The 13,284-nt window shown below is 73.0% G+C and carries 13 protein-coding genes; 6 read left to right on the top strand and 7 right to left on the bottom strand.

Translation table 11 applies throughout. The features are described 5' to 3' along the window. Positions 1 to 251: 251 nt before the first annotated feature. Positions 252 to 2,813 (bottom strand): glycosyl hydrolase family 18 protein, encoded by a 2,562-nt coding sequence (locus BMX74_RS26650; protein WP_091103482.1) that lies wholly within the window; start codon positions 2,811 to 2,813, stop codon positions 252 to 254. A gap of 145 nt (positions 2,814 to 2,958) precedes the next feature. Here BMX74_RS26650 and BMX74_RS26645 point away from each other — a divergent pair, with 145 nt between their 5' ends. Beyond that, positions 2,959 to 4,344: an MFS transporter gene (locus BMX74_RS26645; RefSeq protein WP_218154068.1), complete on the top strand. Its 1,386-nt coding sequence runs from the start codon at positions 2,959 to 2,961 to the stop codon at positions 4,342 to 4,344. Positions 4,345 to 4,434: 90 nt separating this feature from the next. Continuing rightward, positions 4,435 to 5,520: a PrsW family intramembrane metalloprotease gene (locus BMX74_RS26640; RefSeq protein WP_091103481.1), complete on the top strand. Its 1,086-nt coding sequence runs from the start codon at positions 4,435 to 4,437 to the stop codon at positions 5,518 to 5,520. On the opposite strand, the gene BMX74_RS26635 is transcribed toward BMX74_RS26640, so the two are convergent. Further along, complete coding sequence (locus BMX74_RS26635) at positions 5,521 to 6,378, bottom strand: alpha/beta fold hydrolase (RefSeq protein WP_055506156.1); 858 nt, start codon at positions 6,376 to 6,378, stop codon at positions 5,521 to 5,523. Further along, on the bottom strand, positions 6,375 to 7,724 hold the full coding sequence (locus BMX74_RS26630) for an MFS transporter (RefSeq protein WP_091103479.1): 1,350 nt from the start codon (positions 7,722 to 7,724) through the stop codon (positions 6,375 to 6,377). The genes BMX74_RS26635 and BMX74_RS26630 overlap by 4 nt, the downstream gene beginning before the upstream one ends. 46 nt (positions 7,725 to 7,770) lie before the next feature. On the opposite strand from BMX74_RS26630, the gene BMX74_RS26625 reads away from it, so the two are divergent. Next, a complete protein-coding gene (locus BMX74_RS26625; protein ID WP_055506154.1) occupies positions 7,771 to 8,289 on the top strand; it encodes a winged helix-turn-helix transcriptional regulator in 519 nt (172 codons plus the stop codon). 36 nt (positions 8,290 to 8,325) lie between these two features. Then, positions 8,326 to 8,946, top strand: coding sequence for a pyridoxamine 5'-phosphate oxidase family protein (locus BMX74_RS26620; RefSeq protein ID WP_091103477.1), 621 nt, complete (start codon positions 8,326 to 8,328; stop codon positions 8,944 to 8,946). A 27-nt stretch (positions 8,947 to 8,973) separates the two neighbouring features. Here BMX74_RS26620 and BMX74_RS43300 read toward each other — a convergent pair whose 3' ends face one another. From BMX74_RS43300 to BMX74_RS26610, 3 genes are all read right to left on the bottom strand, one after another. Beyond that, complete coding sequence (locus tag BMX74_RS43300) at positions 8,974 to 9,141, bottom strand: hypothetical protein (RefSeq protein WP_236714971.1); 168 nt, start codon at positions 9,139 to 9,141, stop codon at positions 8,974 to 8,976. Between the two features lie 211 nt (positions 9,142 to 9,352). After that, a complete protein-coding gene (locus tag BMX74_RS26615) occupies positions 9,353 to 9,796 on the bottom strand; it encodes a carboxymuconolactone decarboxylase family protein (protein ID WP_091103476.1) in 444 nt (147 codons plus the stop codon). Between the two features lie 230 nt (positions 9,797 to 10,026). Further along, complete coding sequence (locus tag BMX74_RS26610) at positions 10,027 to 10,476, bottom strand: hypothetical protein (protein WP_055506150.1); 450 nt, start codon at positions 10,474 to 10,476, stop codon at positions 10,027 to 10,029. Between the two features lie 81 nt (positions 10,477 to 10,557). Between BMX74_RS26610 and BMX74_RS26605 the strand changes: the two genes are divergently transcribed. Together BMX74_RS26605 and BMX74_RS26600 are read left to right on the top strand one after the other, a co-directional pair. After that, positions 10,558 to 11,670, top strand: coding sequence for an MFS transporter (locus BMX74_RS26605; RefSeq protein ID WP_091103474.1), 1,113 nt, complete (start codon positions 10,558 to 10,560; stop codon positions 11,668 to 11,670). A 77-nt stretch (positions 11,671 to 11,747) separates the two neighbouring features. Beyond that, on the top strand, positions 11,748 to 11,999 hold the full coding sequence (locus BMX74_RS26600; RefSeq protein WP_055506148.1) for a hypothetical protein: 252 nt from the start codon (positions 11,748 to 11,750) through the stop codon (positions 11,997 to 11,999). A gap of 83 nt (positions 12,000 to 12,082) precedes the next feature. Here BMX74_RS26600 and BMX74_RS26595 read toward each other — a convergent pair whose 3' ends face one another. After that, the gene (locus BMX74_RS26595) at positions 12,083 to 13,177 is read right to left on the bottom strand and encodes a winged helix DNA-binding domain-containing protein (protein ID WP_091103473.1); all 1,095 of its coding nucleotides are present in this window, start codon (positions 13,175 to 13,177) and stop codon (positions 12,083 to 12,085) included. Positions 13,178 to 13,284: the final 107 nt, after the last annotated feature.

Raw genomic sequence — 13,284 nt, 5'->3', positions numbered from 1 at the left:
GATCCGAATCTGACAAGATCATATGACCCCCGGTTGAGAGGAGAGTAACCCTCGGGTGCCGGGTGGATGAGCGTTCGACACGCGGGCGGCGGCCCGCGAAAAGGCCAGGTCAGCCGGAAGCCGGGAGCCGGACGAGCTGGAAGCCGGATGGGCCGGGAACGCCGGATGGGCCGGGAAGGCCGGATCGGCCGGGAACGCCGGACGGGCCGGGAGCCGGGAGCCGGACGGGCCGGCCCCCGGCGGTGGCCCGGCTAGCCGAGCCCGGTGTCGAGTGCGGTGGTCAGGACGCCGGTGTCGCCCGACATCTCCCAGATCATCGCGCCGAGCAGGCCCTTGCTCTTCAGCCAGGCCGTCTTCTTGCCGATGGACCAGGCGTCGTCGAACGTCCACCACTGGCCGTTGTCGCCGGTGTAGCAGTACGTGGCGACGGCCTGCTCGTCGTGGCGGACGGTGCAGCCGGGGACGCTCGCGACCAGGTTGCTGTAGCCCCTGGTGCCGGCCTCCTCCTGGAACTGGCCGGGGGCGGCACCGTGGGCGGACTGCCATTCGCCGTTCCTGCCGCCGTCGGCCACCTGTTGCCAGCCGCGCCCGTAATAGGCGAGACCGATGGTGATCTTGCGTGGGTGGACCCCGGCCTGGAGGTAGGCGTCCACGGCCTGCTCGACGCTGAAGTCCGGGTCGTACGGGCTGTCGGCGTCGGGGTAAAGGTTGCCCTGGTGGCCGGTGCGGTTCGGTTCCCAGGAGTTGTCGCTGCCGGCGCCGTGGAAGTCGTACCCCTGGACATTAAAGATGTCCAGATATTTCGTGATTTGGGGGAGGTCCCAGCCGGCGGCGATCTTGGCGGGGTCCGCCGGCGTGAAGGCCGTGAGCTCGTACCGCCGGCCCGTCGTCGCGGTCAGCGCGTCGAGCTGGCGCCGGAACTCGGCGATCAGCAGGGTGTTGTTCGCCTTGTCCGACGGGCTGACGTGGTTGCCCGCATGCCCCTCGGCGCCCGGCCACTCCCAGTCGAGGTCGATGCCGTCGAAGACGCCCGCCGCGGCGCCAGGCCCGCCCGCGCCGTTGTACACCGGCAGGTTCCCCTTGATGTAGGTGTCGATGCACGAGGCCACGAACTTCTTGCGCGCCGCGTCGGTGGCCGCGACGTCCGAGAAGTACTTCGAGTACGTCCAGCCGCCGATCGAGATCAGCACCTTCAGCTTCGGGTACTTGGCCTTGAGCTTCCTGATCTGGTTGAAGTTGCCGCGCAGCTTCTCCCAGCCGGTGTCGGCCACGCCGTCCACCGACTGCGCCGCGCTGAACGGCCGCCCGTAGTCGGCCTCGGCGTCGCCCGCGCCGTCGCCCTGGTTGGGGTCCTGCGGGTCGGAGCTCGTGCCCTTGGTCACGCCCTGCAGGCAGGTCAGGTTGACCGGGTCGATGTTGGCGAAGGCGTAGTTGACGTGGGTGAGCTTGGCCGCGGCCCCGGTCGTGTCGAGGGTGCGCACGAAGTACTGCCGTCCGTAGATGCCCCACTGCACGAAGTACCCGACGCGGGCGTAGCCGTTCTCGACGATGTCCGCCGTGGTGACCTTGAGCACGGCGGAGGCAGGCGAGGCGTTGTCGTACAGGTCGCGCGCCCTGACCGTGAACGCGTACTCGGTGGAGGGGGACAGGCCGGTGACGGTCGCGGTGGTGCCGCTGACGGTGGCCGCGAGCGACGCGCCCGCGTAGACGTCGTAGCCCGCGACGCCGCTGTCGTCGGTGGAGGCGGTCCAGGCGAGGGTCACGCTGGACGACGTCCTGGCCGTGCTCCTCAGCCCGCCGGGCACGGTGGGCGGCTGCGTGTCGTCGGCGGGGTCGCGCGTGGTCACCGTGAGCGGCGCGGACGCGGCCGACAGGGTGCCCTTGCGGTCCTTGGCCTTGACGGTGAACGTGTGCCCGCTCGACGGCTTCAGCCCGGTCACGGTGGCCGAGGTGCCTGTCACGGAGGCGGCGACGGCGGCGCCGTCGTACACCTCGTACCCGGTCACCGGCAGGCTGCCCGGCGTGGCGGCGTCCCAGGCGAGGGAGACGGTCGTGGTGGTCCTGACCGGCGCGCGCAGGTTGCCGGGCGCGCCCGGCGGCGTGTCGGGGGAGCCGTCGCAGTTCACGTCGTTGACGCGGCAGCCCGACGGCTCCGCGCCCGCCGTGCTGACGGTGAAGGACGGGCTGTAGGGCTCCGTGGTGGCTCCCGCCTTCACCGTGGAGTTGTAGTGGGCGGGGGTGAGCGTCACCGTGCGGCCGTTCTGGGTGAGCGAGCCGTTCTGGGCGTTGCCCGCCGTGACGCCCGCGGGCAGGTCGAAGACGATCGTCCAGCCGTCGAGCGCGGTGGCCGAGTTGTTGGCGACCACGAACTTCGCGGAGGTCCCGCTCACCTCGTACGTCGCCGTGATCGGTGGCGGAGGCGGCGGGTCGTCGCCGCTGCCGTCGCAGTTCGCGCCGTTGACCAGGCACTTCGTGGGCTGAACGGCGGAGCTGAGCGTGACCTTGGGGCTGTACGGCTCGGTGTTCTTCCCCGGCTGGAGGGTGGCGATGTAGTAGGCGGGGGTGAGCGTCACGGTCGTCCCGCTCTGGCGGACGGTCGCGTTCTGCGGGCTGCTCACGGTGACGCCGGCGGGCAGGTCGAAGACGACGGACCAGCCGCTGACGGCGGTCGTGCCGGGGTTGGCGACCACGAAGGTGCCGGTGGCGCCCGACAGGGAGAACGTGGCGATCAGGCGGCTCGCGGCCTGCGCCGGGAGGGCGCACAGGGCGGCGGTCACCAGGACGGCGATGAGGGGGGCGGCTAATCGGCGCACGTCGGAGACCTTTCATTAAAGAAAGTTTCCTAACAATTACGCGGATCGTAAGCCCGTGTCGAGGAACGTGCAAGGGGCCCGGCCCCGGCCCGCGCGCCGGCGGGTTCTAGCCTGGGCACGCACCGTCGTGGAAGGGGGACCCCGCGTGAGATCCGGCTGGGCGCTCGCCGTGCTGCTGTCGGCCTGGTTCATGGCCCAGTTCGACTTCTTCGTGGTGAACGTCGCCGCCCCCTCGATCGAGCGGGACCTCGGGGCCGGCCCCGCCGCCCTGGAACTGATCGTCGGCGGCTACGCCTTCACGTACGCCGCCGGCATGATCACCTGTGGCCGGCTCGGCGACCGGTACGGCTACCGCCGCATGTTCGTCTGGGGCGTGGCCGCGTTCACCGTGGCCTCCGTGCTCTGCGGCGTCGCGGCGACCTCCGCCCAGCTCGTCGCCGCCCGGCTGCTCCAGGGCCTCGCGGGCGCCGCCATGGTGCCGCAGGTGCTCGCCACGATCTCCGCCGCGATCCCGCCGCGCGAGCGCGCCCGCGCCATCGCCTGGTACGGCGTCGCCGGCGGCCTCGGCTCCATCGCCGGGCAGGTGCTCGGCGGCCTGCTGCTCACCTCGGACGTGCTCGGGCTCGGCTGGCGCTCCGTCTTCCTCGTCAACCTGCCGGTCGGCCTGGTCGTCGTGCCGCTCGCGGCCCGGCTGCTGCCCCGCGCGGAGACCGCCCCGCAGGCCCGGCTCGACCTGCCCGGAGCGGCCGGGCTCGCCGGCGGCGTGGCCCTGGTGCTCGTGCCGCTCGGGCTCGGCGACAGCCTCGGCTGGCCCGCCTGGACGTGGGCCTGTCTGGCCCTGGCCGTCCCCGTGGTCGCGCTGACCGTCCGCTGGCAGCGCGTGCTCGCCGCGCGCGGCGGCCGGCCGGTGCTGGACCTCGCCCTGCTGAAGGTCCACTCCTACCTCGCGGGCGTCGCGGCGATCACCGCGTTCATGGCGTACTTCGCCTCGTTCATGTTCACCCTCACCCTGCTGCTCCAGCGCGGCCTCGGACTGGACGCGCTCCAGGCGGGGCTGGCCTTCGCGCCGATGGGCGTGGCGTTCTCCGTCACGTCGCTGCTCGGCGCCCGGCTGGTGCGCAGCTACGGCCTGGCCGCCGTCCTGTTCGGCGGGGGCGTCGTCGCGCTCGGCCTCGTCCTGGTCCTCGTCGCGGCCGGGCTCGGCCTGTCGTACGTGATCGCGGCGCTGGTCTGCGTGGGCCTGGGCAACGGGCTCGTCCTGCCGCAGCTCATCGGGGCGGCGCTGGTGGAGGTCGAGCCGCACCAGGCGGGCATCGGGTCGGGGTTCCTCACGACGGCCCAGCAGTTCGCCGGGTCGGGCGGGGTGGCGCTGATCGGCGCCGTCTTCTTCGCCGTGGCGGCGGGCGGCCACGAGACGGCCGCCATGCGCTGGTCGGCCGCCATCGACCTGGCACTGATCCTCGTCGTGATCGCCATGGTGGCCTACACCGGACGGCGCACCGGCCCGGCGCGGCGCGGCGTGCCTACGTGACGCGACGCGAGGTTGCCGTTAAGTCACTGTCAAGTCCGTGTCGACGCGGGCAGCTCATAGTGGGTGGACCCCACGAAGGAAGGCACCCCCATGACAGCTCCTCCTCTCGCCCAGCGCCCCAGCAAGGCCCTCCTCGTCGGCCTCGTCGTCTCCGGGGCGCTCGCGATGATCGTCCTGGTCGTCATGCTGCTGTCGGGCGGGCCCGTGGGGTTCGGGCTGTCGGCGGTGCTGGCCCTCGCGCCGCTGCCCGTGCTGCTCGCCGCGGTGCTGTCGCTCGACCGGCTGGAGCCCGAGCCGAAGCTGCACCTCGCGTTCGCGTTCGCCTGGGGCGCGGGCGTGGCGATCGTGCTCGGCATCGCCCTCACGCTCGCCGGGCAGGCCCTGGTCGCGGGCGCCGGCTACGGCAGCGACGTCGCCGACCGCGTCGGCACCGTCCTGCTCGCCCCCGTCGTGGAGGAGGCGCTCAAGGGCTCCGCGCTGCTGCTCCTCCTGCGCAGGCGGCACGAGATCGACGGCCTGACCGACGGCATCGTGTACGCCTCCATGGCCGGCCTCGGCTTCGCCGCCGTCGAGAACGTCGGCTACTACCTCATGGCCTTCGACCAGGACGGCACCGACGGCGCGCTCAAGGTGTTCGTGCTGCGCGGGCTCATCGACCCGCTCGGGCACCCCGTCTACACCTCCATGGTCGGCCTCGGGGTCGCCTACGCCCTGACCAGGCGCAACGCGTTCAGGTTCGCCGCGGTGCCGCTCGGCTACCTGGGGGCGGTCGCCCTGCACGCCTTCTGGAACGGCGCGGCCACCCTGCAGTCGCTCGGCTGGCTCGGCGCCGCCTACCTGGTGATCATGGCCGCGCTGGTGGCGCTCGTCGCGGTCACCGTCGTGGAGCGCCGCCACCTCGTGGCCAAGATGGGCGTCTACCTGCCCGCCTACCAGGCGACCGGGCTCGTCACCGAGGCCGACCTGACCATGTTGAGCACGCTGTCGGCCCGCAAGGCGGCGCGCAGGTGGGCCCGACGGGCCGGGCTCGGCCGCGCGATGGGCGACTACCAGCAGGCGGCCACCGAGCTGACCATGCTGCACCTGCGGGCCGAACGCGAGGGCGCCGACCCGGTGCGCTTCGCCGTGGCGCGCGACTCGCTGCTCGGCGCCATGGCGCAGGCCCGCAGGTGGTAGCTACTCCCCGCCGGGGAGCAGGAAGTCGAGCAGGTGCGCGAGCACGGCGTCGGGCTGCTCCTCCGCGAGGAAGTGCCCGCAGTCGGCGATCGCGGCGCCGCGCACGTCGGGGGCGTACTCGCGCCAGATGTCCATGACGGGCACCCGGCTCGGCAGCCCGGCCGAGCCCCACAGCGCCAGCACCGGCATCTCCAGGCGCCTGCCCGCCTCCCAGTCGGCGTCGTCGTGCTCGGCGTCGTACGGGAAGGAGGCCCGGTAGTCGTCGAACCCGGCGCGCAGCGCGCCCGGCCGGGAGAAGGCCCGCACGTACTCGGCGGTCTCCAGCCGCGAGCGCTGCACCGTCCAGCGCTCGAAGAAGTAGCCGAGGTAGGCGGCGACGTCGGCGCCGGCGAGCAGCTCGGGCAGGTCGGGCTGGAGGTGGAAGGTCCAATGCCAGGTGCTCGCGGCCAGCCCGCTGTCCATGTCGAACCTGCGCCACATCTCCCTGGTGGGGATGACGTCCATGACGACCAGCCGCTCCACCTCGCCGGGGTGGTCGAGCGCGTAGCGGTGGGCGACGCGGGCGCCCCGGTCGTGCCCGGCCAGCACGAGCGAGGAATGGCCGAGCGACCGGGCCAGCCGGCGGACGTCGGCGGCCATGGTCCGCTTGTCGTAGCCGGTGGTGGGTTTGTCCGTGCGACCGTAGCCGCGCAGGTCCGGCGCGACGACGGTGAAGTGCGCGGCGAGCGCGGGGATGAGGTGCCGCCAGCAGTACGAGGTCTGCGGCCAGCCGTGCAGCAGCACGAGCAGCGGGCCGTCGCCGTCGATCAGATAGTGCATGCGCAGGCCGTCGAGATCGGCCGTCCTCGATTCCGTCATGCCGGTCTCCTTCCCGCCAGCAGCGCCGCGACCGCCGTGACGGCCGTCAGCACGACGCACGCCGCCACCGCGACGTCCGTCCCCGCGTCCAGCCCGAACGCCCCCACCACGGCCGCCACCCCCGCCGCGCCCAGCGACGAGCCGACGTACCTGGCCGTGTTGTTGGCCCCCGAGCCCATGCTCACCCGGTGCGCGGGCACGCTCTCGATGGCGAGGTGCGTCACCGACGAGTTGATCAGCCCGGACCCCGCCCCGGCCACGGCCAGCCCGGTCAGGACCACGGGAAGCGAGAGCGAGGCAGCCACGCCGAGCAGTCCCACGAACCCGGCCGCCGTCAGCCCCATGCCGATCGCCAGCCTGGCCGCCGTGCCGAGGCGTACGTGCCGCGACAGCAGCGAGGCGGCGAACGACACACCCGACCACACGCAGAACAGCAGCGCCGTGTCGAGCGGGGTCAGTCCGTGCGCGGCCTGGAGCACGTTCGGCAGGTAGCCGAGCAGGCCGATGACGGCCGCGCCCACGATCAGCGCCGCGCCCGTCGCCAGCAGGAAGGCGGGCCGTCTGAACAGCTCCAGGTCGATCAGCGGCTCGCGCCGCCTGCGCTCCACCGCCACGAACGCCCACATCAGCACGGCGGCCAGCGCGAACGCGCCCACCACGACGGGCCGCGTCCAGCCGAGCCGCCCCTCGGTCACGCCCGCCACCAGCGCCGCCACGCCGAGAGTGAGCAGCGTCACGCCGGGCACGTCGAACCTGCGCGGCGCGTCGGAGCGCGACTCCTCCAGGCGGCCGGCCGCCACGGCGAGCGCCGCCGCGCACGCCGTGAGCAGCCAGTACACCGCCCGCCAGCTCACGGCCGTGGCGAGCGCCCCCGACACCAGCGGCCCGAGCGTCGTGCCGAGGCCCATCATGGCGCCGTACCGGGCGGTGGCTGCGACCCGCGCGGAACCAGCCGGGAAGGCGTGGCCGACGATGCCGAGGCTGGCCGCGAGCATCGCCGCGCTCGCGCCGCCCTGGACCACCCTGGCCAGCACGAACACCGGCACGCTGGTGCTCAGCGCCGCCACCGCGCCGGCCGCGCCGAGGACGGCGGTGCCCGTGACGAGCACCCGCCTGCGCCCGTGGTCGTCGGCCAGGCCGCCCGCCACGAGCAGCAGCGCCGACAGCCCGAGCGCGATGCCGCCGAGGATCCACACCGGCCCGGTGGGGCCCGCGCCGAGCGAGCGCGCGGTCTGCGGCAGCGTCACCATCGGCGCCGTGTAGGTCGCGAGGACGAGCAGTGGCGCGGAGGAGGCCACGGCGAGCGTGCCGGACCGGACCCCGGTCAGTTCAGTGATTGAACTCATGCCGCGCAGGCTAACACGGTTCGGTGAATGAACTAACATGGGGGCCATGGCGCTCGGAAAGAACTACGACGGGCAGGACTGCTCGCTGGCCAAGGCGCTCGAAGTGATCGGCGAGCGGTGGACCCTGCTCGTCGTCCGCGACGCGATGTACGGCGTGCGCCGCTACGGCGACTTCCTGGCCCACCTCGACATCCCGAGGGCCGTCCTGTCGCAGCGTCTCGGCGCGCTGGTCGAGGCGGGCATCCTGGAGCGGCGTCGCTACCAGGACTCCCCGCCCCGCGACGAGTACGTCCTGACGCCGGTCGGCCGCGAGCTCTGGCTGCCCATGCTGGCGCTGGCCCAGTGGGGCGAGCGCAACCTCGGCGGCAACGGCCCCCGGCGCCTGTTCCACCATGTCGCCTGCGGCGGCCCGCTCGACCAGGTGGGGTTCTGCGTGGCCTGCGGCGTGCATCCCCCGTTGGAGGACATCGAGGTGCGTCCCGGCCCCGGCCTTGAGGACACGAGGGACGACCAGGTGAGCGTCGCCCTGCGATCGCCCCACCGGATGCTGCGCCCGATCCCCTGACACAATGGGGCTCCAACCCCCCCGAAGGGAGATCACATGAGCTGGGTGGAGATCGGGTCAGCCACCGAACTGCGCGAACTCCTCGGCGAGGTGATGCCGAGGGCCGCGACCAAGGAGCGCGTCCGACTGCATGAGCGTGACCGTCAGTGGCTGGCGGCCTCCCCGTTCTGCCTGATCGCCACCTCCGACGCCGACGGCAACTGCGACGTCTCGCCCAAGGGCGACCCGGCCGGGTTCGTCCACGTCATCGACGACACCACGATCGCCATCCCCGACCGCCCCGGCAACCGCAGGGCCGACGGCTTCCTCAACATCCTGGCCAACCCCCACGTCGGCCTGATCTTCCTCATCCCCGGCAGGAACGAGACGCTCCGCATCAACGGCCGCGCCCGCCTGGTGCGCGAGGCCCCCTTCTTCGACGAGCTGATCGTCAAGGGGCACCGGCCCGCGCTCGCGCTCGTCGTGGAGATCGAGCAGATCTTCTTCCACTGCGCCAAGGCGTTCCTCCGCTCCGAGCTGTGGAAGCCCGGCACCTGGAACCCCGACGACCTGCCGTCGCACGCCCGCCTCGTCAAGGAGATCCAGGCGGTCGAGGAGACCGTCGAGCAGCTGGAGGCGTACTACGGCGAGACCTACGCCCAGAAGCTCTACGGCTGACCCCGCGGGGGCCCGGCGCCCGCCGTCCTAGGCGGCGGGGGTGGGGCCCCCGGGGAAGCGGATGACGTTGCGCCCCGCGTACGCCCGCAGATCGACGACCTTGGCGCTCTTGGGTTCGGAGGGCGCGGGGGAGGGCCTGCGGCGGTCGGCCGAGCGGATGTCGCGGACCTTGTGCCTGGCGAGGTGTGGCGGCACTACCACAAGCCTTTTCATCGCGATCCCCCCGTGATGTTCCTGTTACCTATGTTATCTACAGATACCCCTGTAAGTTGCGTGTAAGAAGAACATCAAGAGGGAAAGTCGCCACCCTGACCGGCGGCGGCAGGTCCAGATCGGGCGCTTGACCTGAGCGCCGCTTGACCGAGGACGTGCTGACCCGGATCCGGGTGGCGCCTCCTCTCCCGGGTCAGGCGTGCGGCGTCGCCCGGGTCGTGACGAGGATCCGGTTCCACGAGTTGATCATCGCGATGGCCACCACCAGGGTGGCGAGCTGCTTGTCCGTGTAGTGCCGTGCCGCCTCGTCCCACACCTCGTCCGAGACGAGCGCCCTGTCGGCCAGCCGCGTGGCCTCCTCGGTCACCGCCAGCGCGGCCCGCTCGGCCGGGGTGAAGACCGTCGCCTCACGCCAGGCCGCCACCCCCCAGATGCGCTCGTCGCTCTCGCCCTCCTTCTTCATGTCACCGCTGTGCAGGTGGACGCAGTAGGCGCAGCCGTTGATCTGGCTGGCCCGCAGCTTCACCAGGTGCAGCGTCGAGGACGGCAGCTCACTGGCGTGGAGGAACCGCTCCACCGCGAGGAACCCCTCGTACGCCTCCGGCACCAGGCTCCTGACGTCGATCCGCTGGCTCATCGTGAACCTCCGTACCTGTGTTCCTGCATGACCGAGAACTGGACGGGACAGCCGCCCGCGATGTGACAACTCCCGCGAGACGACCGCGTCAACCCGCCGTGGACGCGTTGACCGCCGGAGACCTCCAGCGCATCGGCGAGTACGGGCCGGCCGGACGGGCGTCGGCAGTCGCTCCTCGGGCCTGGAGGGTCAGGTGCGGCGGCCGTCCCTCGGCCGTTGGGCGGCGCGTGTCAGCCGCGGCAGTTGCCCCACGACTTGCGGCCGCCCCACGCCTCGACGCGGTTGTCAGGGTCGCGGGTCCAGCCGGCGTACTTCACGCACTTCCAGCTCCCGTCCAGGTGCCCGGTCTCGGCGAAGTACCGGTACCGCTGCGCGTCCTCCGACCGGCCCCCGCCCTTCACCTCCAGGTACGCCCCGGTCACGGTCTTGGCGCCGGCGTAGGCGCTCTTGATCGCGGCCACGCAGTTCTTGCCGGCGCTCTTGCTGTACATGAGGTAGACGTGCCCGAACACCGCGCCGTCCCTGGTGGTCATCGCGCGGTGGCCGTCCTGCACCCGGTGGAAGCCGGGCCCGCAGATCCGCTCGGGCGTGTAGGCGGCCGAGGCGGCGTAGGCGGAGGATGGGACGGCGGCGACACCGGCGGCAGCCAGGGCCGCCGCGACGACCGTTCGGGTGAGCATGCGCTTCCCTTTCGGCAGGATATTTAAGGACAACGACGATCTTGGCTGAGTGTTAACCGAAATTTCAAGAGGGGTCGGGGAATGCCGCTCATCGTGGTCTGCGCGGCCTGGGGCCTGTTCTGGGGCTCCTGGTCGGCGCTGCTTCCTGCCGTCAAGCAGCAGCTCGGTGTCTCCGCCGCGGACCTCGGTCTCGCCCTCAGCATGGTCCCGGTGGGGGCGCTGCCCGCCATGGCGCTCGCCGGCCGGCTGTTCAGGGGGCGCGAGCGGGCCGCCCTGGCCGGGAGCGCCGCCGCGTTCGCCGGCTGCGTCGGCTGTCTCGGGTTCGTCCCGTCCGCTCCCCTGCTCGGGCTGGCGCTGCTGGTGCTCGGCGCCGCCAGCGGCGCGCTGGACATCGCGCTCAACCTCGCCACGGGGCGCGCGGAACGGGAGAGCGGGCGGCGGCTGTTCCAGCTCGTCCACGCCGCCTTCCCGGTGGCGGTGATCGTCGCGGCGCCCGCCACCGGACTGGCCCGCTCGCTCGGCCTCGGTGTGACGGCCGTCCTCGCGGCGGTCGCCGCCGTCGTCCTGGTATCGGTGCTGCCGCTGGCCGCCCTGCCCGCCGGCGGCGTCCCACCCGTCCCCGCGCGCGACGGCGACCGGCGCGCCCTGTGGGGGCTCGCGCTCGTGCTGGGCGCCCTGATGGCGGGCGTGCTCATCATCGAGAACGCCGTCGAGCAGTGGTCGGTGCTGCTGCTGGAGGACCACCGCGGCGCGACTCCGCTGGTCGCCAGCGCCGCGCCGGCTGTGTACATGGCGGCGCTCACCGTGGGGAGGATCGCCGCGCAGGCGCTGCCGCGCCTGCCGGTCCGCGTCCTGTACCCCGTCGCGGGCCTCGGCGGGGCCGCCGGGATCGCCCTGGCCGGGCTCTCCGGGAACGTGGCGGTGGCGCTGGCGGGCTTCGCGCTGACCGGGCTGGCCCTCGGGCCGCTGGTGCCCGCCCTGCTCAGCCGCTCCGCCGCCGACGACCCCACGGGCACGCTGGTGTGGGGCGTCTCGACGGTGTCGTACACGGGGTTCGTCGTCAGCCCGCTGCTGGTGGCGGGGCTGAGCGCGTGGATCGGCCTGCCCGCCGCCCTCGCCGCCCTCGGCCTGCTCGCCCTCCCGCTCGTGGCCCGGTTTGTAGTCGTAGGCAGGGACGGTGGCGATAAGGCGTGAATATGGCGATTCATTGGGAAAGGCGGGCCGTGGAACCGGGTATCCCCGTCGGCGGACCGACAGCGAGGGAGACCACCATGGCCGTCTGCGAGACCTGCGGCAACGACTACGACATGGCGTTCGAGGTGCGCGCGCAGGGGGCGGTGCACACGTTCGACTGCTTCCAGTGCGCGATCGAGGCCATGGCGCCGATCTGCGAGCACTGCGGCACCAAGGTCATCGGGCACGGCGTGCAGGCCGGCGACCACTGGTACTGCTGCGCCCACTGCGCCCGCCAGGAGGGCACGAAAGGCATCGTCGACCGCGTCATGGCGGGCTCGGCCACCTGACGCGCCGGACGCCGGTCACCGGGGGAGCAGGGGGCGCGGGCGCGGCGCTCAGCGCCTGAGCAGGAGGCGCAGGCGCGCGGCGGTCAGCGGGTGAGCAGGGGGCGCAGGCGTGCGGCGGCGGCGTCGAGCAGCTGCCGGGGGACGTCCGCCCCCAGCTCGTACGTGATCTCGCCGCCCTTCGCCTCCCAGACGCCCGCCACCCGGCCCCGGTGGACCACCACCGGGGAGATCCAGCCCGCCTGCCTGCTGACCTTGGGCTTCAGCTCGGCCGGAAGCAGCGGGGTGAGCCCGCGCGGCGCGGCCAGGACGTACTGGTCGAAGCCGGGCAGCAGGTGCACCGCGTCGGACGGCCGGGCGCCGGCGAGGTCGTCGAGGTGCTCGGTCAGGGCGAGCAGCGTCTGACCGTCGTCGGTGCGCACCTCGGTCAGCTCGGGGCCGAGGTCGCGGAACCAGCCCCTGAGCACGGCCTTGCGCGCCACGCCGCCGAACAGCCACCCGTCGAACATCTCCGGCGTCGCGGGCCCGTGCGCGCCCAGGAAGGCGCGGGCCAGCCGCACCCCCGCCTCCTCCTGCGGCGGCGGCTCGGCGGGCCAGCCGGGCAGCCACGCCCGGGGCGAGGTGAACGTCACCCGGCCCTCCCGCGGCGGCCCGTAGCACAGCTCGCCCAGCCGGCTGAGCGGCTTGAGCAGCGCCCCCCAGCCGGAGGTGAGCGCCTCGCGCAGATGCGCGTCGCCGGTGGCGTCGACCACCGCCTCGACCAGCTCCTCGCGCGTCAGCGGGGTCTCGCCGAGCACCTTCGGGACCGTGTCGATGATCGCCTCGATCTCGGCCGCGGTCACTCCGTGGCCGCGCTGCCACGAGCCCTTCTCCCAGAACCGCAGCGTGCCGAGCGCCGCGCAGTAGTCGGGGAGCTGGTCGGACGGGACCAGGTGGAGCGTGCCGCGCATGACCCACGTCTTGGCCAGCGTGCGCTCGGCCCACAGGGCCCTGTCGATCGCACCGGGGTCGGGCGCCGCGCTCCTGATCGCGACCGCGAGCTGGGCGGACGAGGCGACCTGGGCCTGCACGCCGCACAGCCGCCGCGCGACCTCGACGGGGCCGGGCCCGCCGGGGTCGCTCACGTACTGCCTGCGCAGCCGCCAGGAGAGGATCTGCGGCCAGGTGAGATGCGTGGTCACGCCGACACTTCTACCGCACCCCGCCGACACTTCCGGCCCCGGACACCCCCGAGCCTCCCGACAGGCCGCGCCGCCCCTGAACCGCACCCCCGGGCGATCCGGCCGAG

Source organism: Nonomuraea pusilla, from assembly GCF_900109355.1.
GTDB lineage: Bacteria > Actinomycetota > Actinomycetes > Streptosporangiales > Streptosporangiaceae > Nonomuraea > Nonomuraea pusilla.
This window is presented reverse-complemented; position numbering and strand designations above follow the sequence as displayed.